27 protein-coding genes, 1 pseudogene and 1 riboswitch are annotated in these 24,166 nt (G+C 75.8%); of the genes and pseudogenes, 21 read left to right on the top strand and 7 right to left on the bottom strand.

Going from position 1 to position 24,166, the window contains the following annotated elements; translation table 11 throughout:
- Positions 1–123 precede the first annotated feature (123 nt).
- The 12 genes and pseudogenes from MN205_RS08560 to MN205_RS20505 all read left to right on the top strand — a co-directional run.
- Positions 124–1,410: an extracellular solute-binding protein gene (locus tag MN205_RS08560; protein WP_242126239.1), complete on the top strand. Its 1,287-nt coding sequence runs from the start codon at positions 124–126 to the stop codon at positions 1,408–1,410.
- 86 nt (positions 1,411–1,496) lie between these two features.
- On the top strand, positions 1,497–2,351 hold the full coding sequence (locus MN205_RS08555) for a carbohydrate ABC transporter permease (protein WP_374115890.1): 855 nt from the start codon (positions 1,497–1,499) through the stop codon (positions 2,349–2,351).
- A gap of 3 nt (positions 2,352–2,354) precedes the next feature.
- Positions 2,355–3,239, top strand: coding sequence for a carbohydrate ABC transporter permease (locus MN205_RS08550; protein WP_242126235.1), 885 nt, complete (start codon positions 2,355–2,357; stop codon positions 3,237–3,239).
- A 37-nt stretch (positions 3,240–3,276) separates the two neighbouring features.
- Positions 3,277–3,972: a ThuA domain-containing protein gene (locus MN205_RS08545; RefSeq protein WP_242126233.1), complete on the top strand. Its 696-nt coding sequence runs from the start codon at positions 3,277–3,279 to the stop codon at positions 3,970–3,972.
- Positions 3,957–5,096, top strand: a complete 1,140-nt coding sequence (locus tag MN205_RS08540) for a Gfo/Idh/MocA family protein (RefSeq protein ID WP_242126231.1) — start codon at positions 3,957–3,959, stop codon at positions 5,094–5,096. Before MN205_RS08545 ends, MN205_RS08540 begins: the two co-directional genes overlap by 16 nt.
- A 100-nt stretch (positions 5,097–5,196) precedes the next feature.
- Positions 5,197–5,922, top strand: a complete 726-nt coding sequence (locus tag MN205_RS08535) for a hypothetical protein (protein WP_242126229.1) — start codon at positions 5,197–5,199, stop codon at positions 5,920–5,922.
- 73 nt (positions 5,923–5,995) lie between these two features.
- Entirely contained in the window at positions 5,996–6,451 is a 456-nt protein-coding gene (locus tag MN205_RS08530; RefSeq protein WP_242126227.1) for a Rid family hydrolase, read from the top strand.
- The gene (locus MN205_RS08525; RefSeq protein ID WP_242126225.1) at positions 6,448–7,497 is read left to right on the top strand and encodes an acyl-CoA dehydrogenase family protein; all 1,050 of its coding nucleotides are present in this window, start codon (positions 6,448–6,450) and stop codon (positions 7,495–7,497) included. The genes MN205_RS08530 and MN205_RS08525 overlap by 4 nt, the downstream gene beginning before the upstream one ends.
- Positions 7,498–7,544: 47 nt before the next feature.
- Positions 7,545–8,051 carry an RNA polymerase sigma factor gene (locus MN205_RS08520; protein WP_242126223.1) on the top strand — a complete coding sequence of 169 codons (507 nt, stop codon included), beginning with the start codon at positions 7,545–7,547 and terminating at the stop codon, positions 8,049–8,051.
- Positions 8,051–8,677: a methylated-DNA--[protein]-cysteine S-methyltransferase gene (locus MN205_RS08515; RefSeq protein ID WP_242126221.1), complete on the top strand. Its 627-nt coding sequence runs from the start codon at positions 8,051–8,053 to the stop codon at positions 8,675–8,677. Before MN205_RS08520 ends, MN205_RS08515 begins: the two co-directional genes overlap by 1 nt.
- Positions 8,674–8,886 carry a hypothetical protein gene (locus MN205_RS08510; protein WP_242126219.1) on the top strand — a complete coding sequence of 71 codons (213 nt, stop codon included), beginning with the start codon at positions 8,674–8,676 and terminating at the stop codon, positions 8,884–8,886. The genes MN205_RS08515 and MN205_RS08510 overlap by 4 nt, the downstream gene beginning before the upstream one ends.
- Before the next feature lie 61 nt (positions 8,887–8,947).
- A pseudogene (locus MN205_RS20505) lies at positions 8,948–9,379 on the top strand (DUF6328 family protein); the annotation flags it as partial.
- A 54-nt stretch (positions 9,380–9,433) separates the two neighbouring features.
- Here MN205_RS20505 and MN205_RS20500 read toward each other — a convergent pair.
- From MN205_RS20500 to MN205_RS08490, 3 genes are read right to left on the bottom strand one after another with little or no spacing between them, the layout of a single operon-like run.
- Positions 9,434–10,321 (bottom strand): ABC transporter ATP-binding protein, encoded by an 888-nt coding sequence (locus tag MN205_RS20500; protein WP_242733314.1) that lies wholly within the window; start codon positions 10,319–10,321, stop codon positions 9,434–9,436.
- Positions 10,318–11,361 (bottom strand): ABC transporter substrate-binding protein, encoded by a 1,044-nt coding sequence (locus tag MN205_RS08495; protein WP_242126215.1) that lies wholly within the window; start codon positions 11,359–11,361, stop codon positions 10,318–10,320. The genes MN205_RS20500 and MN205_RS08495 overlap by 4 nt, the downstream gene beginning before the upstream one ends.
- A 15-nt stretch (positions 11,362–11,376) precedes the next feature.
- On the bottom strand, positions 11,377–12,477 hold the full coding sequence (locus MN205_RS08490) for an iron ABC transporter permease (RefSeq protein WP_242126213.1): 1,101 nt from the start codon (positions 12,475–12,477) through the stop codon (positions 11,377–11,379).
- A 199-nt stretch (positions 12,478–12,676) separates the two neighbouring features.
- Positions 12,677–12,786: riboswitch (SAM riboswitch) on the top strand.
- A 234-nt stretch (positions 12,787–13,020) separates the two neighbouring features.
- Between MN205_RS08490 and MN205_RS08485 the strand changes: the two genes are divergently transcribed.
- The 3 genes from MN205_RS08485 to MN205_RS08475 all read left to right on the top strand — a co-directional run bounded on the left by MN205_RS08485 (position 13,021) and on the right by MN205_RS08475 (position 15,665).
- Positions 13,021–13,974 carry a MetQ/NlpA family ABC transporter substrate-binding protein gene (locus MN205_RS08485; protein ID WP_242126211.1) on the top strand — a complete coding sequence of 318 codons (954 nt, stop codon included), beginning with the start codon at positions 13,021–13,023 and terminating at the stop codon, positions 13,972–13,974.
- Between the two features lies 1 nt (position 13,975).
- On the top strand, positions 13,976–15,004 hold the full coding sequence (locus MN205_RS08480) for a methionine ABC transporter ATP-binding protein (RefSeq protein ID WP_242126209.1): 1,029 nt from the start codon (positions 13,976–13,978) through the stop codon (positions 15,002–15,004).
- A gap of 61 nt (positions 15,005–15,065) precedes the next feature.
- Complete coding sequence (locus tag MN205_RS08475) at positions 15,066–15,665, top strand: ABC transporter permease subunit (protein WP_255818506.1); 600 nt, start codon at positions 15,066–15,068, stop codon at positions 15,663–15,665.
- A 113-nt stretch (positions 15,666–15,778) separates the two neighbouring features.
- Here MN205_RS08475 and MN205_RS08470 read toward each other — a convergent pair whose 3' ends face one another.
- The 3 genes from MN205_RS08470 to MN205_RS08460 all read right to left on the bottom strand — a co-directional run bounded on the left by MN205_RS08470 (position 15,779) and on the right by MN205_RS08460 (position 19,338).
- The gene (locus tag MN205_RS08470; RefSeq protein WP_242126205.1) at positions 15,779–17,626 is read right to left on the bottom strand and encodes a thiamine pyrophosphate-requiring protein; all 1,848 of its coding nucleotides are present in this window, start codon (positions 17,624–17,626) and stop codon (positions 15,779–15,781) included.
- A 73-nt stretch (positions 17,627–17,699) separates the two neighbouring features.
- Entirely contained in the window at positions 17,700–18,053 is a 354-nt protein-coding gene (locus MN205_RS08465; protein ID WP_242126204.1) for a hypothetical protein, read from the bottom strand.
- Between the two features lie 133 nt (positions 18,054–18,186).
- The gene (locus MN205_RS08460) at positions 18,187–19,338 is read right to left on the bottom strand and encodes an aminotransferase class V-fold PLP-dependent enzyme (RefSeq protein WP_242126202.1); all 1,152 of its coding nucleotides are present in this window, start codon (positions 19,336–19,338) and stop codon (positions 18,187–18,189) included.
- 124 nt (positions 19,339–19,462) lie between these two features.
- Between MN205_RS08460 and MN205_RS08455 the strand changes: the two genes are divergently transcribed.
- Positions 19,463–19,651, top strand: a complete 189-nt coding sequence (locus tag MN205_RS08455) for a DUF2795 domain-containing protein (protein WP_242126201.1) — start codon at positions 19,463–19,465, stop codon at positions 19,649–19,651.
- 32 nt (positions 19,652–19,683) lie between these two features.
- Here MN205_RS08455 and MN205_RS08450 read toward each other — a convergent pair whose 3' ends face one another.
- A complete protein-coding gene (locus tag MN205_RS08450; RefSeq protein ID WP_242126200.1) occupies positions 19,684–19,953 on the bottom strand; it encodes a hypothetical protein in 270 nt (89 codons plus the stop codon).
- Between the two features lie 140 nt (positions 19,954–20,093).
- On the opposite strand from MN205_RS08450, the gene MN205_RS08445 reads away from it, so the two are divergent.
- From MN205_RS08445 to MN205_RS08425, 5 genes are all read left to right on the top strand, one after another.
- Positions 20,094–20,774, top strand: a complete 681-nt coding sequence (locus MN205_RS08445) for a metal-dependent transcriptional regulator (protein WP_242126199.1) — start codon at positions 20,094–20,096, stop codon at positions 20,772–20,774.
- Between the two features lie 14 nt (positions 20,775–20,788).
- Positions 20,789–21,760 carry a ribokinase gene (locus tag MN205_RS08440; protein WP_242126197.1) on the top strand — a complete coding sequence of 324 codons (972 nt, stop codon included), beginning with the start codon at positions 20,789–20,791 and terminating at the stop codon, positions 21,758–21,760.
- The gene (locus tag MN205_RS08435) at positions 21,757–22,743 is read left to right on the top strand and encodes a Gfo/Idh/MocA family protein (RefSeq protein ID WP_242126195.1); all 987 of its coding nucleotides are present in this window, start codon (positions 21,757–21,759) and stop codon (positions 22,741–22,743) included. Before MN205_RS08440 ends, MN205_RS08435 begins: the two co-directional genes overlap by 4 nt.
- A gap of 169 nt (positions 22,744–22,912) precedes the next feature.
- Positions 22,913–23,305: a hypothetical protein gene (locus MN205_RS08430; RefSeq protein WP_242126193.1), complete on the top strand. Its 393-nt coding sequence runs from the start codon at positions 22,913–22,915 to the stop codon at positions 23,303–23,305.
- A gap of 104 nt (positions 23,306–23,409) precedes the next feature.
- On the top strand, positions 23,410–24,084 hold the full coding sequence (locus tag MN205_RS08425) for a histidine phosphatase family protein (protein ID WP_242126191.1): 675 nt from the start codon (positions 23,410–23,412) through the stop codon (positions 24,082–24,084).
- The last annotated feature ends 82 nt before the right edge of the window (positions 24,085–24,166 follow it).

Raw genomic sequence — 24,166 nt, 5'->3', positions numbered from 1 at the left:
GGGTCCTCGGGGGCGGCAGCCGCCGTCCGCGTATCGAGAGCAGCCGCAGGGAAGCGGCTCGGCGCATCGGAGATCAGAGTGGATCAGAACCGCACCTCCCGACGGTCCTTCCTCACCCTCGCCATGGCGACCCCCCTGGCCGCCGCGACGCTGACCGCCTGCGGTGGCTCGTCGGGCCCCGGTCAGGCGGCTGAGGGGGACGCCACCATCTGGTTCCTGACGGGCGCACCCAAGGAAGAGGTCCGCCAGCAGTCGGTGGACTCGTTCAACGAGACCTCCGAGAGCGGCGACCTGGCCGCCACCGCCTACCAGAACGACGCGTACAAGACCAAGATCCGCACCGCCATCGGCGCCGGCCAGGCGCCCACCCTGATCTTCAGCTGGGGTGGCGGCAGCGTGCGCAACTGGGCCGAGGCGGGCCAGATCGAGGACCTCACCAGCTGGGTCGAGGAGAACCCCGAGGTGCGCGACCGCCTGTTCGACGCCGCCTGGATCCCCGGCCTCGTCGACGAGAAGATCTACGCCGTGCCGCACGAGACCGTGCAGCCTGTCGTCCTCTACACCAACAACAAGCTGTTCGAGCAGGTCGGGGCGCAGCCGCCCACGACCTGGGACGAGCTCATGGCGCTGGTGCCCGTCTTCAACGACGCGGGCATCGCCCCCATCTCGCTGGCCGGCCAGTCGCGGTGGACCACCATGATGTGGCTGGAGTTCCTCGTGCAGCGCGTGGGTGGCACGGACGCCTACCTCGCCATCAACAACAGCCAGCCCGACGCCTGGTCCAACCCGGACGTCCTGCAGGCCCTCACCATGGCGCAGGACCTCGTCCGCGCCGGCGGGTTCGTCGAGGGCTTCAACTCCGTCGTCGCCGACCAGAACGCCGACCAGGCGCTGCTCTACACCGACCGCGCCGCCATGCTGCTGCAGGGCAGCTGGTGCTACGGCTCCATCAAGGCCGACGGTGGCGAGTTCGTCAGCAGCGGCAACCTGGGCTTCCAGTCCTTCCCCGTCGTCACCGGGGGCAAGGGCGACGGCATGAGCACCGTCGGCAACCCGGCGCAGTACTACTCCATCTCCTCCAGCGCCACCGACGAGCAGAAGGAGATCGCCCGCGCCTACCTCGCCGACGGCGTGCTCACCGAGGAGATCGCCGAGGCCTTCATCCAGGAGGCCGGCGAGGTCCCGATCCTCAAGGGCGTCGAGGACCAGCTCGCCGAGGCGCCGGACGGCGAGTTCCTGACGTTCGTCTACGACATCGCCAGCAACGCCCCGTTCTTCGGGCAGTCCTGGGACCAGGCGATCAGCCCCACCGCCGCCGAGGAGCTGCTGACCAACATCGCGCAGCTGTTCCAGCTCTCGATCGAGCCGCAGCAGTTCGCGGACAACATGAACGCGGTCGCGGGCCAGTGAGCAACGCCCCTGTGGGCACCGTCGCGGTCGGACCGGCCGCGACGGGCCCCAACCGCGTCAGCTCGAAGAGGGGCAACGCAGGTCCGCTGTGGTGGCTGGTGCTGCCCGCGCTGGCGTTCTTCACCATCTTCGGGATCGTCCCCCTCGTGGGCGTCTTCGCCCTGAGCTTCACCGACTGGGACGGCATCGGCGACCTCCGGTTCGCGGGCCTGGACAGCTGGACGGCGGTCCTGCGCGACCCCGAGCTGCCCAACGCCCTGCTGGTGACGTTCCTCATCATGGCGCTGTCCTGGTTGTTCCAGACGCCGATCAGCCTGCTCATCGGCGTCTTCATCGCGGGCCACCAGCGCTACCGCGCCTTCCTGGCGGTGCTGTACTTCGTTCCGCTGCTGCTGAGCTCGGCGGCCATCGCGATCGTCTACAAGGCGCTGCTGGACCCGAACTTCGGCATCGGCGCCGGCCTCGGCCTGGGCTTCCTGAACCAGGACTGGCTGGGGCAGCGGTGGCTGGCGCTGGGCGTCGTCATCTTCGTGGTGTCGTGGCAGTTCGTGCCGTTCCACTCGCTGATCTACCAAGGCGGCGTCCGGCAGATCCCCACCTCGATGTACGAAGCGGCGCAGCTGGACGGCGCGGGCCGGATCAAGCAGTTCTTCCACATCACGGTCCCGCAGCTGAAGTACACGATCATCACGTCCTCGACGCTCATGGTCGTGGGGTCGCTGACCTTCTTCGACCTGATCTTCGTGCTGACCCAGGGTGGTCCCGGCAACGCCACCCGCGCCCTGGCCCTCGACATGTACCTGCGCGGCTTCCGCGCCAGCCTCATGGGACAGGCCAGCGCGATCGCCGTCATCCTGGTGCTCGTCGGCCTCGCACTGGCCCTGCTGCTGCAGCGCCTGGGCGGCAAGGACGCCAACACCAGTCAGCTGGAAGGGGCCTGAGACATGGCAACCGCAGTCTCCACGCCCCGGAAGGCGTCGGCCGGGAAGCCCGGTGGCGGCCGTCGCCGGGGAGCCGGACACCGCAACTACCTCGGCGGGCTGGCCGGGTGGATCTGGTTGGCGATCATCATCGTCCCGATCTACTGGATCGTGATCACAAGCTTCAAGGAGCAGTCCGAGTACTTCCGGACCAACCCGCTGGCGCTGCCGGAGAACCCGACCTTCGCCGCTTACCAGCAGGTCATCGAGTCGAACATCGCCCGGTACTTCCTCAACAGCGTCATCGTCACCCTGGGCTCGGTGGTGCCGGCGGTCCTGATGTCGTTCATGGCCTCCTTCGCCATCGTGCGCGGTGGCGGGAAGTTCCTGAAGTCCGTCAACGCCATCTTCCTCATGGGCCTGGCGATCCCGCTGCAGGCGACGATCATCCCCGTCTACCTGATCATCATCCGGCTCGAGCTGTACGACACCCTGATCGCGCTGATCCTGCCGTCGATCGCCTTCGCGATCCCGCTGACGGTGCTGCTGCTGAGCAACTTCGTCCGCGACGTGCCCAACGAGCTGTTCGAGTCCATGCGCCTGGACGGCTCCAGCGAGTGGGGCACCATGTGGCGCCTGGCGTTCCCGTTGACGCGCCCGGCCATCGTCACCGTCTCCATCTACAACGCCCTGCAGGTCTGGAACGGCTTCCTGCTGCCCCTGGTCCTGACCCAGAGCCCGGACCTGCGCGTGCTGCCGCTCGCGCTGTGGACGTTCCAGGGCCAGTACACGGTGAACATCCCCGCGGTCCTGGCCGCGGTGGTCCTGTCCACCCTGCCGATCCTCGTGCTCTACGTCGTCGGCCGCCGCCAGCTCATCGCCGGCCTGACCGCCGGCTTCAGCAAGTGACGCACCCCCGCACCGCGACCCCGGAAGGACCCTCCTCGTGAGCGAACGCAGGGCGCTCGTCGTCCGAGGCGGCTGGGACGGGCACCAGCCCGTCGAGGCCACCGACCTGTTCATCCCGCACCTGACGGCGAACGGCTTCACCGTCCGCGTCGAGGACTCGCCGAAGGTGTACGCCGACGGCGACTACATGGCGGCTGTCGACCTCGTCGTGCAGTGCAACACCATGAGCACCATCGAGAAGGACGAGCTCGCCGGTCTCATGACGGCCGTGGAGAACGGGACCGGCCTGGGCGGGTGGCACGGGGGCATCGCCGACTCCTACCGGAACTCCTCCGACTACCTGCACTTCATCGGCGGGCAGTTCGCGTGCCACCCCGGCAAGGCGCCGGCCGAGCGCGTCGGGGAGCAGTCGGACAACTACGTCCCCTACCGGGTCGAGATGCTGCCCGCCGCGGCCGAGCACCCCATCACGCAGGGCATCGGCGACTTCGACCTCGTGACCGAGCAGTACTGGGTGCTCACCGACGACTACCTCGACGTCCTCGCCACCACCACCCAGGCCGTGCGCGCCTGGGACCCGTGGCACCGCCCGGTCACCTCCCCGGCGATCTGGACGCGCCAGTGGGGGAAGGGGCGCATGTTCGTCAGCACCCCGGGGCACAACGTCGAGGTGCTGCGCGATCCGAACGTGAAGACGATCATCGAGAGGGGCCTGCTGTGGGCGGCACGGTGAACCCGCTGCGCGTGGGCGTCGTCGGCGCCGGCACCATCAGCGCCCAGTACTCCGCGTGCCTGCAGCGGCTGCCGCAGCTGCGGGTCACCGCGGTGTCGGACCTGAGCACCGAGCGCGCCGGCGCCCTGGCCGCCGAGCACGACGGCGCCCGCGTCCTGGCCCTGCCGGAACTGCTGGCCGCCGACGACGTCGACGTGGTGCTGAACCTCACGCTGCCGTCCACGCACGCCGACATCGCCCTGCAGGCCATCGCCGCCGGCAAGCACGTGTACGGCGAGAAGCCGCTGGCGATGGACGTCGCCGAGGGCCGCGAGGTGCTGAAGGCCGCCGCCGCGGCGGGCCTGCGCGTCGGCTCCGCCCCGGACACGGTGCTCGGCACGGGTGTGCAGACCGCCCGCGCCGTCGTCGACGCCGGGGAGATCGGCGTGCCGCACTCGGCCACGGCGTTCATGACGACGCCCGGGCACGAGCGCTGGCACCACTTCCCCGACTTCTACTACCAGCCCGGCGGCGGCCCGCTGCTGGACATGGGGCCGTACTACGTCACGTCCCTGGTGCAGCTGCTCGGGCCCGTCGAGCGCGTGGTCGGGGTGTCCTGGCGGCCGTCCGCCACCCGCACGATCGGGCAGGGCCCGCGGGCGGGGGAGAGCTTCGACGTCACGATCGACAGCTCGGTCGCGGGGATCCTCGTGCACGCCTCCGGCGCCGTCTCCACCCTGGTGATGAGCTTCGACACCTGGGCCGCGCGCCTGCCGCGCATCGAGGTGCACGGGACCGGCGGCTCCCTGTCCGTGCCGGACCCGAACCACTTCGACGGCACCGTGGAGGTCTACTCCGCGGCCGGCGCCCCCGCGCCCGGCCCGGGCGCGGACCACGACGCGAACTGGCGCGACGCCGGCGTGCGCGCCGGCTACGTCGGGGCGGGGCGCGGGTACGGCCTGGCCGACCTGGCGACCGCCCTCGCCGAGGGGCGCCGGCACCGCGCGAACGACGAGGTCGCCCTGCACGTCCTGGACGTCATGGAGTCGGTGCAGCGCGCCGCCGACACGCGCTCGACCGTCGAGCTGACCACGACGTGCGAGCGGCCCGCGCCGGTCGAGGCCCCGGTGGACCTGACCGCCTGAACCACCGGGACGGGGCCCCGCAGCCGGGAGGCAGCGGGGCCCCGTCACCCGTTCGGGCGTTTCCCAGTCAGGGAGCCACTACTCCCCGTAGCGTCGAAGCATGCGAATCCTCCGTGGGGCGATGGCGCTCGTCGGTGCCGCCTGCCTGACCCTGACCTCCGCGCCGGCCCAGGCGGCGCCCGTGACGGACCTGCGGGTCTCCCCGACGGCGACCTCGAACGCCCGCGGGACCTCGGTCACCTGGACGGTGACCGTCACCTGCCCCAGAGGGACCCCCTTCACCGTCGACGCGCTGCTCAGCCAGTACGACACCAGCGCCCCCTGGTACGACGGGGGCGACCTCGGCGTGCGGGCCACCGCGGACGAACCCGAGGCGTCGGGCCTGTGCCGGGGCAGGCCCCAGCGCGTCAGGTTCCGTCTGCCGGTGGTCAGCGACGAGGACAGCCCGTTCTGGCCGATCATGCCGAGCAGGTCGGTGGTGGCGTTCGCGACGCTGAGCGCCGGCGATGCGGAGGACTCCCACTGCTCCGGACCCGCGTGCGCCGACGAGGACCAGCCCCGGGTGGCGATCACCGGCCGCCCGACGAGGTCCTCCCTGTCGTACGAGCTGGCGCCCCGGGAGATCTGGAACGGGGGCGACGGCACGATCACCACCGCGCACGGGCCCGTCGTCCGGTACGACCGCAACGACCGGTTCACCCACGACGGCCGCGCCGTCTCCTACGACGAGTGGGTCGCCCTGGCGGCGGAGTGGCCCGGGCAGCACCTCTCCGGCACCGTGCAGGCCGACCCCCGCCGGGTCCAGCACCTGGTCATGCAGAGCTGACGGGCAGGAGCCGCGGGCAGGAGCCGACGGGCCGTCCCGTCCCGGTGACCCGCCCGTCCGGCACACTGCCCGCGTGAGCGAGCGACCGGACGGGCGGTTCCTGGTGTCGTCGGGGGCGCCGTGGGAGCCCCTCGTGGGGTACTCGCGCGCCGTGCGCGTGGGCGACCGGGTGTGGGTGGCGGGCACGACCGCCGCCGGGCCGGACGGGCGCGCCGCCGGGGGCTGCGCCGGGGACGCCGCCGAGCAGACCCGCGAGGCCCTGCGGCGGGTCGAGGCGGCCCTGGGGGCCGCCGGGGCCCGCCTGGCCGACGTGGTGCGCACCCGCCTGCTGGTCACCGACATCTCCCGGTGGGAGGAGGTCGGCCGCGCCCACGGGGAGTTCTTCGCCGCCGTGCGCCCGGCCGCCACGATGGTCCAGGTCTCCGCCCTCATCGACCCCACCCTGCTCGTGGAGGTCGAGGCGGAGGCCGTCGTGGGCAGCGGCGCCCCCGTCGCGCGGTCCACCCCGGCACCGGGCCGCACCCCGTGACGAGCGGGCCCGCCACGGCCGGCCCGGAGGAGGTGCTGGCGCGCCTGGCGGCCTCGGCCGCGGCGGTGGACGCGGGCGAGCGCGACGCGGGCGAGGGCCTGCGGCTGCTCGGCGACGCGGGGCTGCTCGCACCGCCCGGTGCTCCCGGTGAGCGGCCGGCGACGGCGGTGGCGCTGCTGCGGGCCGTGGCCTCGGCGAGCCTGGCCGACGCCTTCTGCGCCTGGTCGCAGACGATGGTCGTGGAGTACCTGGAGCGGTTCCCCCCCGCCGGGGAGGGGCCCGCCCTGCTCACCGGGCTGCGCGCCGGCACCCTGCCCGGTGCCACCGCGCTCGCGCCGGCCCTCGCCGACCTGACCGGCGGACCACCGGTGCCCGTGCTGGCCGAGCCCGCGGGCGGCGGCGCCTGGCGGCTGACCGGGGCGGTGTCGTGGGCGTCGAACCTGTTCGACGGGGCCGTCGTCGTGCTGCCCGCCCGCACCGCCGGCGACGGGCGCCTCGTGGTGCTCGTGCGGGTCGGTGAGCCCGGTGTCCGGGTGCGCCCCGCCGGGCCGCTGCTCGCCCTGGACGGCACCGGCACGGGCGCCGTCGAGCTCGACGGGGCGAGCACCACCACCGTGCTCGGCGACGACCTCGCCGCGTTCGTCGGCGCCTGCCGCCCCGTGATGCTGCTGACCCAGGCGGCGATGGCCCTCGGCGTCGCCGACGCCGCCCTCGCGGGCGCCGCCGGCCGCCTCACCGGCCCCGGCGCCCTGCTGGCCGGTGCGCACCGCGACCTGTGCGCCGGGCGCGACGACCTCGCCGCCCGCCTCGGGCGGCTCGCGGCCGACCCGGCGGCCGGAGGGCCCACCGGGCCCGCCGCCGCGCGCGTCGCGGTGCTCGACCTGCTGGCCCGCGCCGTGCACGCCGAGGGCCTGCTCACCGGCGGCACCGGCTACCGCCGCGACCACCCCGCCGCCCGCCGCCGCCGCGAGGCCGCGTTCCTGCCCGTGCAGGCCCCCACCGAGCTGCAGCTGCGCACCGCCCTGGCCGCGGCCGCCGCGGGGTGAGCGGGCCGGCGACCTCACGCGAGCGCCCCGCCGCGCGTCCACCGGGTGTGGAGGGACGCACCGGTGGGGACCTGGAGCCGTTCGAGGCCGTCGTGGAGCGGCACGGCGCGCTCGTGCTGCGCGTGTGCCGCGCCGTCGTCGGCCCCGACGCCGCCGACGACGCCTGGTCCGAGACGTTCCTGGCCGCGCTGCGCGCCTACCCCTCGCTGCCGACCGGCAGCGACGTGCGGGCGTGGCTGGTGACGATCGCGCACCGCAAGGCGCTCGACGCGCACCGCGCCGCCCGCCGGCGGCCCGTGCCGGCCGAGCGGCTGCCCGAGGTCGCCGCACCGGAGGGACCGGTGCCCGACCCGGTGCGCGACGAGCGGCTGTGGGCGGCCGTGGCGGCGCTGCCGCCCAAGCAGCGCCGGTGCGTGGCCTACCACCACCTGGCGGGGCTGCCGCACGCCGAGGTCGCCGCCCTCGTGGGCGGCACGCCCGAGGCGGCGCGGCGCGCGGCGGCCGACGGGATCGCCGCGCTGCGCAGGACCTGGGGACGAGAGGACGGGGAGTGATGGACGAGGACCTGTTCGCGACCGCTGACGAGGGGGCCGAGCTGACCGCGCTGCGGGCGGCCCTGGCCGGGCGCGCCGATGCCGCGGGCCTGCTGGACGTCGCCTACCGCACGGTGGATTCCCCGGTGGGGCCGCTGCTGCTGGCCGCCACCGGGCGCGGCGTCGTGCGGGTGGCGTTCGCCCGCGAGGACCACGACGCGGTGCTCGCCCAGCTCGCCGCGCGGCTGAGCCCGCGCGTCCTGCGCGCCCCCGACCGGCTGGAGGCGGCCGCGCGCCAGGTGGGGGAGTACTTCGAGGGCGGGCGGCGCGACTTCGCCGTGCCGCTGGACCTGTCGCTGGTGTCCGGGTTCCGCCGCGACGTCCTCGGCGTGCTGCGCGGCCTCGGCTACGGCACCACCGCCTCGTACGCCCGCGTCGCGGGACTGGCCGGCAACCCGCGCGCGGTGCGGGCCGTCGGCACGGCCTGCGCGCGCAACCCGCTGCCCCTGCTGGTGCCCTGCCACCGGGTCGTGCGCAGCGACGGCGGCACCGGCGAGTACCTCGGCGGCACCGACGCCAAGCGCCTGCTGCTGGCGATGGAGGCCGGCTCGACGTCGGCCGGGGAGCGCGGCATGGTGGGCCCGTGACCGAGACCAGCGCAGCCGACTTCCCGCCCGAGGACTTCCAGCCCGACACCGCCGCCCGCCCCGACGACGCCGAAGCCGTGGAGGACGCCGCCGAGCGCGAGCGGCTGAGCCGGGCGGCCGAGCGGCCCGAGCCGGCCGACGCCGACGAGCGCGAGGAACCGGCCCTGGTCGACGACCCGGACGACCCCGAGGGCGCCGCCGCGCCCTGACCCCGCTGGACCACCCCCGCCGGGCGAGCCTCGCCGGACCGGCGGGCACGGCGGGACGGGGGTGCCTACGGTGGGGCGGGTGAGCACCGTGCCCCTCGCCGAACCGGGCGACCCGTACGCCGGCCTGCGCAACGAGACGCCCACCGAACGGCTGGACCGCAACTGGGTGGAGCTGCTGCAGGAGCTGCGCGTGGTGCAGACCGGGGTGCAGCTGCTGGCCGGCTTCCTCATGACCCTGCCGTTCCAGTCGCGCTTCGACACCCTGGACACCTTCCAGCGCACCGTCTACGTGGTCGTGCTGCTGCTGGCCGTCACCGCGATCGTCCTGTTCGTGGCACCCGTGGGCTACCACCGGGCCCTGTTCCAGCGCCGCTCCAAGGCGCGGCTGGTGCGGGCGGGGACCCGCTACGCCAAGGCGGGGCTGGCCGCGGTGGGGCTCGTCGTCGCCGGCGGGGTCCTGCTGGTCGTCGACGTCGTCGGCGGCCGGGTGGCCGGTGCCGTGGCCGGCGGTGGCGTCGCGGTGCTCGTGGCCCTGTGCTGGTGGCTGCTACCGGTCCTCGCGGTGCGCGCCGCGCGGGCCGAGCAGGCCCGGGACGGCGAGCGGGACGCCGGTGGGCGGGCCGCTGGTGGGGGCGGTGGAGGGGACGGGCAGGGCGAGCCCGGCGCCGGCGCCCGCTGAGGGCGACCGCCGCAGCAGCAGCTGGAAGCCGTCCTCCACCTCCACGCGGCGCGCCTCGACGCCGTACACGGCCGCCACCCGCTGCGGGGTGAGCACCTCGCCGGGCGTCCCCGCGGCCACGACGCGGCCGGCGTCCAGCAGGACCACCTCGTCGCAGTGCGCGGCAGCCAGGTTCAGGTCGTGCAGCACCACCACGACCGTGCGGCCCAGTCCGCGCAGCAGCGCCAGCACGTCGTGCTGGTGGCGCACGTCCAGGTGGTTCGTCGGCTCGTCCAGCAGCAGGTTCGGCGCGTCCTGGGTGAGCGCCCGGGCCACGAGGACGCGCCGGCGCTCACCGCCGGACAGCTCCGGGAAGGGCCGGTCCGCCAGGTGCAGGGCACCCACCCGCTCCAGGGCGGCCGCGGCGCCCTCCTCGTCGGCGGCGCTGGTGCGGGAGAACGCGCCGCGGTGCGGGGTGCGTCCCAGCAGCACCATGTCCGCCACCGTCAGCGGCGGCACCCCCTCGTCCTCCTGCGCCACCACCGCCACCCGGCGGGCGACCTCGCGGGCGGACAGCGCCGCGACGTCGTCGCCGTCGACCTCCACGCGCCCGGCGGCCGGGCGCAGCGAGCCGTGCAGGGTGCGCAGCAGCGTCGTCTTGCCGCTGCCGTTGGGGCCGACGACCCCCAGCACCCGTCCCGCGGCGGCGTCGAGGTCCACGCCGTGCAGCACGGGCCGGCGGCGGTGGGCGAACCGCACGCCGCGGGCGCGGATCACGGGGCGGCCGCCGGCTCGGCGGGGCCGAGGGCGTCGGCGATGCGCTCCAGCCCCTCGACCGCCAGCGGCGTCGCCGGCTCCGTGAAGTTGAACAGCTGCACCAGGACCTCGCCGTCGCGCACCGCGCTCAGCGCCTGCGCCCCCGGCAGCTCCGTCACCGCCGAGCGCACCGCGGCCGGGTCGCCGTCGCTGTGCAGCAGCACCAGCACCTGCGGGTCGCGGGCCAGCAGCTCCTCGGGCGTGACCTCGAAGACGCGCTCGCCGACGTCGGCGAACACGTTGCGCAGCCCCGCCGCCTCCAGCTGCGGGGTGGCGGTGCTGGCGGCGCCGTAGGCGTAGGTGACACCCCCGCCGACCGTGGGGTACAGCACGGCGGCCGTGCGCTCGGGGGCACCGGCGGCCAGCGCGGCGTCCGTGCGCGCGCGCACCGCCTCCACGCGCTCGCGCAAGCCCCCGGCGACCTCGCGGGCGCGCTCCTCGCGCTCGAAGACCCGCCCGTACAGCTCCACCTGGTCGTAGACGCTCTCGAAGCCCGGCTCACCGCCGCCGGTGGGGCACAGCGCCGGTTCCTCCAGCAGCGGGATCCCCGAGGCGGCCAGCGACGCGCGGTCCAGGCCGTCGACCTCGCCGAGCACCAGGTCCGGGCGCCGGGAGAGCACCACCTCGCGGGAGACGCGCAGGTGCCCGCTGGTGTCGGTGCGCTCCGTCAGCAGGGGCACCGCGTCCAGCTCCCGCAGCGTCGCCGCGTCGTAGTACTCCTGCGGGTACAGCCCGGCGCGGGCCACGACCCGCTCCAGCACCCCGAGGTCGTGCAGGTACGGCACGGCGGCGCTCTTGAGCAGGACCACCCGCTCCGGCGGGGTCTCCAGCTGCACCGGCTGCCCGCAGTTGACGACCTCCAGGCGCTCGCCGGCGCCGTCCGCCCCGGAGGCCGCCCCGCCGGCCGGGCCGGCGCCGCACGCGGCGGTGAGCAGGGCGCAGGCGGCCGCGAGCGCGGCGGGCGCGCGGCGGGCGGGACCGGTGGTGCGGGGGGCGGGCACGGGGGCCTCCTCGGGTCAGACGGCGGTGCGGGTGCCCCGCACCAGCCACAGCAGGAACGGGCAGCCGGCGAGCGCGGTGACGATGCCGATGGGCAGCTCCTGCGGCGCGAGCACGGTGCGGGCCAGCAGGTCGGCCACCACCAGGAACGCGGCGCCCAGCAGCGCGGCCGCCGGCACCGACCAGCGGTGCGCGCCGCCCACCAGCCGGCGGGCGAGGTGGGGGACGACGAGACCGACGAAGCCGATCGCGCCGGAGGCGGCGACGAGCACGCCCACGCACAGCGAGACCGCGACGAGCAGCGCGGTGCGGAACGCGGCGGGGGACACGCCCAGGCCGCGGGCGGTCTCGTCGCCCAGGGCCAGGGCGTCCAGGCGCGGCCCCCACGCGGTCAGGGCCGCGACGGTGCCGGCGGCCACGACGAGCACGGCGCCCAGCGGGGCGCCCCAGGCGGCCAGGCCGAGCGAGCCCAGCAGCCAGAACACCACCGAGCGGGCGCCCTCGGCGGAGCCGGAGGCGAAGACGAGGAAGCTGGTGGCCGCGTGCAGGGCGTACCCGACGGCCACGCCCGCCAGCAGCAGCCGCCCCGAGGTGACCTGCCCGGCGCCGCGGGCGATGGCGTACACCAGCACCGCCGCGGCCAGCGCGCCGGTGAACGCGCTGCCGGACAGGGCGTGCTCGCCCCAGCCGGCGCCTGCGCCCAGCAGGATGGCGGCGGCGGCGCCCGTGGAGGCGCCGGAGGTCACGCCCAGCAGCTGCGGGTCGGCGAGCGGGTTGCGGACCATGGCCTGCATCGCGGCCCCGCACACCGCCAGGCCCGCGCCGACCGCCAGGCCCAGCAGCACCCGCGGCAGCCGCACCTCCCACACGATCGCGTCCTCGGCCGGGCCCCACGACGCGGTGGCCGGTGCGCCGAGCACGTGGTGCGCGGTGATGCGCAGCACGTCGCCCGGGGCCACGGCCGCCGCTCCCACCGCCGCACCGGCCAGGGCGGCGGCGACGGCGGACGCGGCCAGGGCGGCCAGCACCAGGGCACGGCGGCGGGTGCGGGCGCGCCGGCCCAGCGGGTCGCGCCGCAGGGCGGGGGAGGGGAGGGGCGGGGCGCCGGCTGTCGGCAAGGGACCTCCTGCGGCGCGGCGGGGCCGGTGCTGTCGCTCGGGCTGGTGCTGTTGCAATCTACTCGCGACAAGGGGCTCGGCCCGCACCGGTGCCCCGGCGGGCTCGCCCACCCGGGCGCACCCGGGCGCACCCGGGGCGACCCGGGGGTGGGTCCGGTGCGTTTTGCGTCCGATCCGGCGTCTGGTTACGATTCCCGACGGCATCGAGCGTCAGCGACAAGCCCTGGCTAGCTGACCGGCAACCCTCGTCCGCGGTGGGGTGCTCCAGGTGAAAGCCCGGCGGGACGGAGCGTCCCGCAAGCGTGTGGTCGCGCCGTCGCAGCAGCGACGGACCGGCCTGGTCGAGCAGGAGGCAACCCGTCGTGAGCCCTCGCGCCACGTCCCCCTCGTGTCCCCGGGGCGGTACCGCCACCGGCGGCTGACCGCCCACCCCGGCGAGCGCCCCGCGCCGCCCCCCGCCGGTCGCCCGCCGGTCGCCCGCCGGCAGCGGTGTCCGAGGACCCGCACCGACGTCGAGAACCCGCACCCACGAGGAGCCCCGAGTTGTCCAGCGCCGCCACCCCGCCCTCCCTGCCCGACAAGCCCGGCCGCAGCAAGCTGCCGATCGTCATCGGCGTCGCCGTCCTCGCCGTCGTGGCGATCGTCGTCGCCCTCGTCGTGCGCAACGCCGGCGACGACGACACCGCCACCACCGCGGCCGGCGAGGCGCAGACCGTGCGCATCGGCGTCACCGACCAGGCCGAGCCGTACTGGGACACCTACGTCGACCTGGCGAGCGAGCGCCTCGGCGTCGACGTGGAGCTGGTGAACTTCTCCGACTACAGCCTGCCGAACCCGGCGCTGAGCCAGGGCGAGGTCGACCTCAACCAGTTCCAGCACACCCAGTACCTGGCGAACTACAACGTCACCGCCGACGACGACCTGCAGCCCGTCGGCTCCACCGCCGTGTACCCGCTGCCGCTGTACTCCACCGAGCACGACGACCCGTCGCAGTTCCCGCAGGGCGCCAAGGTCGCCATCCCCGACGACGCCATCAACGAGGCGCGCGCGCTGCTCGTCCTGCAGGACGCGGGACTGCTGACCCTGGCCGACGGCGGTTCCGCCTTCTCCACCGTCGCGGACGTGCAGGACGCGAAGGTCGAGGTCGTCCCGCTGGACGCCTCCCAGACCGCCGGTGCGCTGCAGAACGGTTCCGTGGCCGGTGCCGTCGTCAACAACAACTACGCCACCAGCGCCGGGCTGGCGGTCGAGGACGTCGTCCACCAGGACGACCCCGAGAGCGAGTCCGCGGTGCCGTACGTGAACCTCTTCGTCTCGCGCGCCGAGGACACCGCGAACGAGACGTACCTGGACCTCGCCGAGCTCATCCACGACCCCGCCGTGCAGGAGGAGTTCGTGAAGAGCTACCCGCAGGCCGTCGTCCGCGACGTCGACCCCGCCACGCTGCAGGAGCAGCTGGTGGACGTCGAGGAGGACGCGCGGGCGGCGCAGGGCTGACGTGGCAGAACCCATCGTCCGCCTGACGGGCGTCACCAAGCGGTACGAGCGCGGCGGCAAGGCCGTCGCCGCCGTCGACGACGTCAGCCTCGACGTGCAGGAGGGGGAGGTCCTCGCCGTCATCGGGTACTCCGGCGCCGGCAAGTCCACCCTCGTGCGGCTGGTGAACGCCCTGGAGGCGCCCACCTCCGGGACGGTCACCGTCGCCGGCCAGGACCTCACCCGGCTGGGGGAGAAGGACCTGCGCCGGGCGCGCCAGCGCATCGGCATGATCTTCCAGCAGTTCAACCTGTTCCGCTCGCGCACCGTCGCCGGGAACGTCGCCTACCCGCTGAAGGTGGCCGGCGTGCCCCGGGAGCAGCGCGACGCCCGGGTCGCCGAGCTGCTGGACTTCGTCGGCCTGCTGGACCGCGCCCACGCCCACCCCGAGCAGCTCTCCGGCGGGCAGAAGCAGCGCGTCGGCATCGCCCGGGCGCTGGCCACGAACCCGCCGCTGCTGCTGGCCGACGAGGCCACCAGCGCGCTGGACCCGGAGACCACCACCGAGGTCCTCTCGCTGCTGCGGCGGGTCAACCGCGAGCTCGGCGTGACGATCGTGGTCATCACGCACGAGATGGACGCCGTGCGGCAGATCGCCGACCGGGTGGCGGTCATGGAGGCCGGGCGCGTCGTCGAGGTCGGCGACGTCTACGACGTGTTCGCCACCCCGCAGACCGCCCCGGCGCAGCGGTTCGTGCGCAGCGTCCTGCACGACCGGCCCACCCGCGAGCAGGTGGCGCGGCTGCGCGAGCACCACCCCGGGCGCCTGGTCACCGTGCAGATCACCGACGAGATCGGCCTGCAGAAGCGGATCGACGACGCGTTCGGCAGCGCGGGGGTCCGCACCGAGCTCGTGCACGGCGGGGTGGGGGAGCTGCGCGAACGGCGCATCGGCTCCCTCACCTACGAGACCACCGGTCCGGACACCGCCGTGGACGCCGCCCTGGCCGCCCTGCGCGACGCGGGCGTCCGGGCCGAGGAGGAGGTCTGACGTGGAGGGTTTCCTCAGCACGCTCGACGTCTACGTCGAGTCCATCTGGGAGACGCTGTTCATGGCGCTCGTCTCGATGGTCGCCTCCGGCGTCCTCGGGCTGGCGCTCGGGATCGCCCTGTACGCCACCCGCCCCGGGCACCTGCTCGGCAACCGGGCCGTGTTCGGCGTCCTCGGCGTCGTGGTGAACATCGTCCGCCCCATCCCGTTCGTCATCTTCCTGGCGGCGGTCACGCCGCTGCAGATCGCCGTGCTCGGCACCACCATCGGCACCGGGGCGGTGACGTTCGCGATCGCGCTGGCCGCCGCGTTCGCGGTCTCCCGCATCGTCGAGCAGAGCCTCGTCGGGGTGGACCCCGGTGTGGTGGAGGCCGCCCGCGCCGCCGGCGCCTCCCGGCTGCGGATCCTGTTCGGGGTGGTCGTCCCCGAGGGCCTGGGCCCGCTCGTGCTGGGGTACACGTTCATCTTCGTGGGCATCGTCGACATGACCGCCCAGGCGGGTCTCGTCGGCGGCGGCGGGCTGGGCGACTACGCCATCACGTACGGCTCGCAGCGCTACGACTGGGGCATCGTCTACGTCAGCGTCGCCACGATCATCGTCATCGTGCAGGTCGGGCAGTTCGTCGGGAACCGCATCGCCCGCGGCGTCCTGCGCCGCTGACCCCCGCCTCGCTCCCACCTCCCCACCCCCACCCCCACCCTGCCGTGATCTCGCACGGTTGAGGTCTCAACCGTGCAAGATCACCGCGGGGGGTGGGACGGGCCCCGGCGAGGTCAGTCGTGGTCGCGGTCGCCGCCGCGGCGCTCGCGCAGGGCCCGGGCCGCGGCGCCGACGGTCTCGCGCGCACCTTCCACGACGATCCGGCGCGCCGAGGGGTCGCCCTGCAGGCCCGCCTTCGCGGTGGCCTTCGCGGTGTTCACGACCTGCTCGGTCGTCACGTGCGGGGGGATCATCGGCACGTCCGGGTCCACCACCGCGTCGATCACCGTGGGCCGGCGCGCGGCGAACGCCTCGTCCAGCAGCGCGTCCAGGCCGTCGGGTCCGTCGGTGCGCACCCCGCCCAGCCCCAGCAGGCCCGCGTACTGCCCGTACGGCACGTCGGGCACGTCCATCGCCGCGTCGAAGGGCACCTCGCCCTGCATCGCGCGCGCCTCCCACGCCACGAACGACAGTTCCCGGTTGTTGAAGACCACGACGACGAAGCGCGGGTCCTCCCAGGTGCGCCAGCGCTGCGCGACGGTGATGAGCTCGTTGATCCCGTTCATCTGCATCGCGCCGTCGCCGATGAGCGCCAGCACCGGCCGGTCCGGGTGGGCCTGCTTGGCGGCCAGCGCGTACGGCATCCCGCCGCCCATCGACAGCAGGGTGCCCGACAGCGACGCCAGCATCCCCGGGCGCAGGTCCAGGTCGCGCGCGTACCAGCTGGTGGCGGTGCCGCAGTCCACGGCGACCATCGCGTCGTCGGTCAGCCGCGCCGACAGGCCCCGCACCAGCAGTTCCGGGTTCAGCGGTTCCGCCTGCGCGGCGGCGCGCTGCTCGCCCCAGGTGCGCCAGGTGCGGTTCCACCCGGTGATCTCCTCGCGCCAGGACGGGTCCGGGTCGGCGCCCTCCAGCAGCGGCAGCAGCGCGGCCAGCGTCTCCTTCGCGTCACCCACCAGGTTCACCTCGGTGGGGTAGCGCAACCCGCAGCGGGTGCCGTCCACGTCGATCTGCACGCCGCGGGCCTGGCCGGGCTCGGGGTAGTACTCGCTGTACGGCATGGTCGTGCCGACCATCAGCAGCACGTCGCAGCCCTGCATGAGGTTCCAGCTCGGCCGGGTGCCCAGCAACCCGATCGCGCCGGTCACCCAGTCGAGGCGGTCGTCCAGCACCGCCTTGCCCAGCAGCGCCTTCGCCACCCCGGCGCCGAGCCGGTCGGCCACGGCGGTGAGCTCCTCGGTGGCGCCCAGCGCCCCGGCCCCGGCGAGGATCGCCACCCGCTTCCCCGAGCGCAGCACCTCCGCGGCCTGCGCCAGGGCCTCCGGGCGCGGGGTCCCCGGCAGGGAACCGGGCACGGCGCTGGTGTGGGTGTACCCGTGCGCGACGGGCACCTCGAGCACCGCGTCGGCGTCCTGCAGGTCGCTGGGCAGCACGATCGCGGTGACGGTGCGCCGCTCCAGCGCGGTGCGGGCGGCGCGGTCCACCGCGTGCTGCACCTGGCTGGGGTCGCTCACCTGGAACAGGTACTCGCCGGCGACGTCGGCGAACAGCCGCACGAGGTCCAGTTCCTGGTAGTAGCTCGTGCCGAGGGCGTTGCTGGCGCTCTGCCCGAGCAGGGCGACCACGGGGACGTGGTCGAGCTTGGCGTCGTACAGGCCGTTCAGGACGTGCACCGCCCCGGGGCCGGACGTCACCGCGCACACCCCGATCGGGCTGCCGCCGTACTTCACGTCGGCGGTCGCGCAGAAACCCGCGGTCTCCTCGTGGCGGACCTGCACGAACTCCGCCTCCCCGGCGGCCTGGGCGCGGTCCAGGGCGGAGACCACCCCGCCGATGCCGTCGCCGGGGTACCCGTACACGCGGCGCGCCCCCCACCGGGCCAGGCGCGAGACGACGTGGTCACCGACCGTGGGAGAGCTCATGACCCCACGATCGCGGCCGCACCGCCGCCGCGCACCCGGGGACCGGGGCGCGGCGGCAGTACCCCGCGCCGCGTCAGTCGGTGGGCATGCGGGTGTGGTGCTGGTCGCCCAGCGGCTGCTCAGAACCGCCGTCGCCGCCGTCGCCGCCGTCGCCGCCGTCGCCGCCGTCGCCGTCGCCGCTGCCACCGCCGACCTTCGAGCGCACCGAGCCGGCGGCCGCGCCGACCTTCTCCTGCGCCACCGCGCCGGCCTGCTTGGCCGCGTCGGTGGCCTTGCCCTCGAGGTCGCCGACCTTCTGCTGCACCTTGGGGTTGCCCCAGGCGCGGGAGGCGGCGGCACTGATCTGCTCGTAGCGCTCCCGCCCGGCGCGCGCACCCAGGACGTAACCGGCAGTGCCGGCCACCAGGAACAGGACCTTGCCCTTCATCGCGGACCCTCCGGGTTCTCGTGTCGGTGATCGGGTGATCGCGCCCCACTGTCGCAGCGCCGGGCGCCCGCCGCTCGCCGGGACCCCGGGCCGGGACCCCGGGCCGGGACCCCGGGCTGGGAGGGCGCCGGCGTCAGGCCACCGCGCGCAGCGCGGCCACCAGCGCGTCCACGTCCTGCGCCGCGGTGTCGAGGTGACCGCTGACGCGCAGCGCGGGCGTGCGCATCTCGCCGGGGGAACGTTCCACGCCCGCGAACGTGGTGAGCACGCCGTGCTCCGCCAGCAGCCGGGCCCGCAGCGCCGCCAGGTCCGTGGTCGCCGGGTCGAGGCTCCCCCCGGTGGGGCGCACCGTCGCGGTGGCGCTGGGTTCGTCGAGCTCCTCCACGACCTCCCAGGTCCCCTCCAGCTCGGCCGCCAGCCGGTGCCGGACCGCCGTGCCCACCCGGGCCAGGCCCGCCCGCACGGCCGCCGGGCCCAGGTCGCGGTGCTCGGCGAGCGCGGCCGCCAGCCCCACCCGCCCGGCCACGTGCGCCTCGGCCTGCTCCAGCGGCGCCAGCCGGTGCGCCAGCGGCCCGCGCGCGGCGGCGAACCCGACGCCGCGCGGGCCCGCCAGCCACTTGCGCGAGGTGCCGTAGACGACGACGTCCGCGTCGGCGGGCAGCGCGTCCAGGGCGGTGTCCACGTGCCCGAACGCCTGCGCGGCGTCGAGCACGACGGGCACCCCGGCGGCGGCGCAGACGGCGGCGACCTCGGCGGCCGGCTGCACGGTGCCGACGTGGCTGCCCACCCACGTGACGTGCACCAGGCCGGGCCGGGTGCCCGCCAGGAACCGCTCGAACGCGGCCGGGTCCAGCCGGTGCGGGGTGTCGACGGTGACGGGCCGCACGCCCAGCCGGCGCAGCAGGGCGACGTTGGGCCCGTACTCGCCGGGGGCGTGCGCCGCGGTGGTGGGCACCCCGCCGGGCAGGCCCAGCAGCACCTGGCGCAGCGCGTCCTCGGCGCTGTGGCAGAAGGCCACCGCGCCGCCCCCCGCGGGCCAGCCCAGCAGGGCGCGCACGTCGTCACGCGCCCGGTCCAGGACCGGTGCGGCGGCGGCCGCGGCCACGTAGCCGCCCTCCTCGGCCTCGCGGCGCGCGTGCGCGGCGGTCGCGTCCAGCACGGCCCAGCTCGCGCGGGCGGCCGCCGCGGAGTCGAGGTGCACCAGGCGCCGCGGCGGGCGGGTGCGGCGCCAGGCCGCGGCGAGGTCGGCGGGGGCCAGCGGGATCTGCTCGCAGGGGTGCTCCACAGCGTGATCGTGGCACTCCCGACGTGCGGTCGGTGCCGGTCCGCGAGTGGATGGGGGCACCGGCCGCCCGTGGCGGCCGGTCGCAGCAGAACACCCGTGGACCCGGACAGCTCAGGAGGAACCCGTGGCGAACGTCAGCCCGATCGACGTCCAGAAGGCCCTGCACGGCGTGGACTACCCGGCGTCGAAGGCCGCGCTGCTGGAGGCGGCCGACGGCAACGGCGCCTCGAAGGAGGTCAAGGACGCGCTCGGCGGCATCGCGGAGCGCGAGTACGAGGGCCCCACCGGCGTGTCGGCCGAGATCTTCGACTGAGCGCGCGCGGTCCCGGTCCCGGCCCCGCGTCGTCAGGCGGCGGAGCGGGGGCCGGTGTCCGCGGCCGCGGCATCGGCCACCGCGGCCTCGGCGACCACCGCCCCGGGTACCGGGGTGAGCGCGGTCACGGCGGCGGTGCGCCGCAGGGGCAGGCGCCTGGCGGCGGCCGCCCCCCACGTCAGCGCCAGCAGCGCGGCGAGCACGGCCTCCGGCCAGCGCGCGGCGGCGGCGGACGCCCCCGCCGCGGCCAGCAGTGCGGCGGCGAGCACGGCGTCGCCGATCCCGGTCCAGCGTCGGTCCACCACGGTCTCCTCCCGCTCGGTCCACCGGTACCCCTGGCTGTGCCCCGAGTGTACGTCGACAAACCCTTTTCGGTGGGCCGAAATCAGCGCGGCGAGAGCGCGGTTCCCCGCGCCCGCGGCCCTGGTGGCAAGCTGGGGCCGTGCCCCGCCCCGCCACCCCGGCCGCCGAGGACTGCCTCAAGGCCGTCTACGCCGCCGGCGAGTGGTCGGACGAGAAGATCACCCTCTCGAAGCTGGCGCAGGCCCTGGGCGTCTCGCCGTCCACCGCCTCCGAGGCGGTGCGCAAGCTCACCGACGCCGGCCTGCTGCGCCACGAGCGCTACGGCGGCGTGGAGCTGACCGACGCCGGCCGCGCCCAGGCGCTCGGCGTGGTGCGCCGCCACCGCCTCGTGGAGACCTTCCTCGTCGCCGACCTCGGCTACTCCTGGGACGAGGTCCACGACGAGGCCGAGGTGCTCGAGCACGCCGTCTCCGACCGCCTCCTGGACCGCCTGGACCGCCGCCTGGGCCACCCCGAGCGCGACCCGCACGGCGACCCCATCCCGCGCCCCGACGGCACCGTCCCGCGCCCCGGCGCGCACAGCCTGGCCGACCTGCCCGAGGGCGCCAGCGGTTCCGTGGCTCGCATCTCCGACGCCGACCCGGACGTGCTGCGCTACTTCGCCGACCTCGGCATCGGCCTGGACCTGCACGTGCGGGTCGTCACGCGCCGCGAGTTCGCCGGCACCACCGTGGTGCGGCTCGGCGAGGGGCCCGGCGCGCGCGAGGTCGACCTCGGCGACCCGGCCGTGGCCGCGATCTGGGTCCTGCCCGTCCGGTGAGCGGGCCCGAGCCGGTGAGCGCACCCGCGCAGGCGCCCGCGGGCGCGGTGCGCGACTCCCACGGGCGCCTGCACGCGGCCAAGACGCACGACGTCACCGTCGTCGGCAGCGTCAACGCCGACCTGGCGATCGCGCTGCCGCACCTGCCGCCCGCCGGGCAGACCGTGCGCGGCGGCGACGCGGTGCGCGGCCTCGGCGGCAAGGGCGCCAACCAGGCGGTGGCCGCCGCCCGGCTCGGGCGCACCACCGCGCTGGTCGCCGCCGTCGGCGACGACGCCGACGGCCGGGCGCTGCGCACCGCCCTGGCCGCCGAGGGCGTGGACGTCGACCACGTCGGCGCCGTGGACGCCCCCACCGGTGTCGCCGTCGTCCTCGTGCACGACGCGGAGTCCACGATCGTGCTCGGTCCCGGCGCCAACGACCGGCTCGACGCCGCGCGCGTGGAGTCCGCGGCCGCTCTCGTCAGCGGCGCGCGCGTCGTGCTGCTGCAGTGCGAGGTGCCCGACGAGGCGCTGCTGGCGGCCGCGCGGCTGTGCACGGGACTGCTGGTGCTCAACCCCGCGCCGGCCCGGCCGCTGCCGCCGGAGCTGCTGCGCCGCGCCGACCTGCTCGTCCCCAACGCTGGGGAGCTGGCCGTGCTGGCCGGGGCGGAACCCGCCGCGGACGTGGAGGCGCTGGTGCGCCGGGCGCGCGCGGTGCGGCCCGACGGCACCACGATCGTCACCCGCGGCGCCCTGGGCTGCGTGGTCGTCACCCCGGCCGGCGTGGCCGAGGTGCCCGCCGCGAGCGCCGACGCGGTGGACGCCACCGCGGCCGGGGACAGCTTCGTCGCCGGCGTGGTCGACGCCCTGCTGTCGGGGGCGGGGCTGGTGGACGCCGCGCGCTGGGCGGCGCGGGTCGCGGCGGTGACGGTGAGCAGGCCGGGAGCGGCGGCGTCGCTGCCGCACCGGGAGGACGTCGAGCGGATCGGGGAGGTGGCGCGGTGAGCGTCGGCTGGGGTTTCGTGGGTACGGGCGGCATCGCCCGGACGGTGGCGCGGGCGCTGGAGCTCGCCGACGGCGGGCACCTGGCGGCGGTGTGCTCGCGCGACGCGGGCCGCGCGCGGGCCTTCGCCGACGAGCACGGGGCCGCCGGCGCGCACGACGACGTGGCGGCGATGCTCGCCGACCCGGCCGTGGACGCGGTGTACGTGGCCACCACCCACCCGCAGCACCACGCCCCGGCCAGGGCCGCCCTGCTGGCCGGGACGCCGGTGCTGGTGGAGAAGCCGATGACGGCCAGCGCCGCCGCCACCGGCGACCTGGTGGCGACCGCCCGCGAGCGCGGCGTGTTCTGCATGGAGGCGTACTGGACGCGGTTCCTGCCGCTGACGCGCGAGCTGCTGGACGTCGTGGCCTCCGGCGCGATCGGCTGGGTCCTCTCGGTGCACGCCGACCTGGGCTTCCCCGCGCCGGAGTCCGCGCGCCGCTTCCACGACCCCGCCATCGGCGGGGGCTCGCTGCTGGACCTGGGCCCGTACCCGGTGGGGCTGGCGCTGACGCTGCTGGGGGCGCCCGCGCAGGTGCGCGCCGCCGGGACGCTGACGGACTCGGGCGTGGACCGGCAGATCGCCCTGGCGCTGTCGTGGGAGTCGGGCGCGGTGGCCGCGCTGTCCACGACGATCGCCGCGCACGCCTCCTCGAACGCCTGGGTCGAGGGCGACGCCGGCTGGATCCACGTCGACGCGCCGCTGCACTCCGGCCGCCGCTTCACGGTGCACCGCCGCGGGGAGGGCGCCGGGGAGCCGGAGGTGCGCGAGAACCCCGTCGAGCACGGGCACCGCTTCATGCTCGAGCACGTCCACGAGTGCCTGGCGGCCGGTCGCACCGAGAGCCCCCTGGTGCCGCTGGACTTCTCGCTCGCGCTGGCGGACGTGTTCGAGCAGGCGCTGACGCAGGTGGGGGCCGCGCGCGCCGACGAGCCCGTCTGAGGCGGCCGCGGCGGCCCGTCGCCGAGGGCGGGGTGCCGGGAGGTCACCCGGACGGACGCTGCTCCGTCCGGGTGACGCGGCCTCAAGCTGGGCACCCCCCCTGCCACACTCGAAGTGACAGCTAAACCACAACGAGTGACTGGAGATGATCGTCGTGCGGATCGGATCGGTGACCACCCCCGTGGCGGTGCGCAGCACCGTCCGCCCCGAGGCGCTCCACAACCTCGCCCCGGTGCAGCGCATCACGCCCGACTACGTCCACGAGGACCCGCTGGACGAGCTGACGCAGTCCGACCGGGCGCTCATCGGCCACCTCTACGGCCGCGTCCTGGAGCTCGACGAGCTCGAGGGCACCCCCGTCGCGCAGCTCGCCGCGGAGATCAACCGCGAGCGCCGCGACGGCACCGTCCCCGCGCAGAAGGACCTGACGCCCGACGACGTGCGCCGCCTCATCGGCCGGCTCACCCTCACCAGCCCGCGGCCCGTGCCGGTCGACGTGCAGCTGCGCCTCATGACGTTCCTCGGCTCCGCCTCCGGCGGCCACCTCGACGTCGTGCTCTGACCCGCCCCCGCCCCTGCGACCCCGCACCCCTCGCCGCGGGTCCGCCCGGCCCGCCGGGGGACCCGCGACGGCGGGCGGCCCGGCGCGGGTGGCAAGGTGAGGGTGTGCGCCTCCTGCTCGTCCGCCACGGCCAGACCCCGTCCAACGTCCGTCACCTCCTCGACACCGGCGTGCCCGGACCCGGGCTGACCGAGCTGGGCGAGGAGCAGGCCCGGTCCCTGGTGGACACCCTCGGCCCCGAGGGGATCGGCGCCGTCACCGCCTCCTCGCAGCTGCGCGCCCGGCTGACCGCCGCGCCGCTGGCCGCCCACCTCGGCCTCGACGTGGCCGTCGACGCCGGCCTGCGCGAGATCGAGGCCGGCGAGCTGGAGATGCGCGGCGACGAGGAGGCCGTCGCGCGCTACTTCGCCGTCGTGACCGCCTGGGTCGGCGGCGACCTGGACGCCGCGCTGCCCGGCGCGCCGGACGGGAACGCCTTCTTCGCCCGCTACGACGCGGCGATCGCCGCGGCCGCCGCCCGCGCCCGCGACGCCGGCACCGCCACGCTGGCCGTCGTCAGCCACGGCGCCGCGATCCGCGCGTGGGCGGCCGTCCGCGCCCGCGGGCTGCCGCCCCGCTTCGTGCTGAGCACCGGCCTGCTGAACACCGGCGTCGTGGACCTGCGCGGCGACGGCGACGGCGGGTGGACGTGCGAGACGTGGATGGGCGCCGCCGTCGAGCCCGCGCAGGCGGACGCGGCCGGTGCCGGCCCCGCGGGGGAGCCCGGCTCGGTGTTCTGAGCGTTCCGCGGTCACCTCGGGTGACCTCGCACGCGCGACCCCTCGACCGCGCGGGACCACCTCGGGGTCCGGGAGGGGGCCG

This window comes from Kineococcus sp. TRM81007 (assembly GCF_022669155.1).
GTDB lineage: Bacteria > Actinomycetota > Actinomycetes > Actinomycetales > Kineococcaceae > Kineococcus.
The sequence above is the reverse complement of the archived record's forward strand: the minus strand, read 5'-3'. Positions and strand labels throughout refer to the sequence as shown.